Raw genomic sequence first — 1,089 nt, forward strand, 5'->3', positions numbered from 1 at the left:
CTAATATTGTTACCAGAGGCACAAGTAAATGGGATACATATTTTACTACCCAAATAACGCTTACTTATGTTATTACAAGTCAAGTAAAATGCCCGCCAATCAAATAAAAAACCTACTTCCTTTTTTTCTGTAAGCATTAACACTCATCTTTAATGATTATTCATAATTCGGTAGTACGAATAGCTTTTAGCTTAGTAGTATCACTTGTTTTTCAGAATACCACCTTTGCTCAAAGATGGGAAATAGGTGCTGGGGCAGGTGTGACTCACTATAAGGGAGATATTATGCCTACATTCAAGCCGTTTACTGCTCGCCCTGGTGGAAGTGTGTTCGTCCGTATGAACTGGACTCGTTCGATTTCATTAAAAGCACAAGGCATGGTCGGATTGCTAGCAGGTAAGGATGATGCTATAAAATCAGACCCATTACATCAAGCTAGAGGGCAAAGCTTTAGTGCAACCATGTTAGAAGGAATTGGTCAGATTGAATATAATTTTTTAAATTTTCGCACCACATCTTCAAGAATCGTAAATAATTGGACCCCTTATGTGTTTGGGGGCTATGGTGGAACTAACATTAGTACCAGAGCAAAACTTGCCAGTATTAATAACCCGCTTTACCTCACAAGGTCAAGCCCTAATTTTGTAGCATTAGGTATTGGCATTAAAAAAGAATGGCGAAATCAATGGAACTGGGGAATTGAGTTTGGTACAAGATGGACCAACAATGACCTCATTGATGCCGTTGGTTATGAACGAGATGGAGACATAGGTCAGCAAACAACTACTACTTCTAACCCCGCAACTGTACCTGTTTTTCCCTACTTATTCCAAAAGTTTCAGACCCCTGGAACAAAAAGTAAGGATATGTACTACTATACAAGCTTTTCAGTTAGTTATCTATTTTATAAAGTTCACTGCCCTACTCGCCGATAAAATATTTTAAATCAAGCATTTTTTGCGAGCTAATCATAAAATTTTAGCTCCAAAAATGTGATAATCAGCTACAATTCATTAAAAACTTATCAAACACCGTTCTTTTTTTCTACCTTTGCAGTCCTTTTTGCACGATTAGTCAAATAGAGTATTG

General features: G+C 37.2%; 1 protein-coding gene. It reads left to right on the top strand.

Going from position 1 to position 1,089, the window contains the following annotated elements; all coding sequences use genetic code 11:
* Positions 1-152: 152 nt before the first annotated feature.
* The gene (locus ACOVQ4_RS11065; protein ID WP_421820706.1) at positions 153-935 is read left to right on the top strand and encodes a DUF6089 family protein; all 783 of its coding nucleotides are present in this window, start codon (positions 153-155) and stop codon (positions 933-935) included.
* The last annotated feature ends 154 nt before the right edge of the window (positions 936-1,089 follow it).

It is taken from the genome of Flectobacillus sp. (assembly GCF_049240685.1).
Lineage (GTDB): Bacteria > Bacteroidota > Bacteroidia > Cytophagales > Spirosomataceae > Flectobacillus.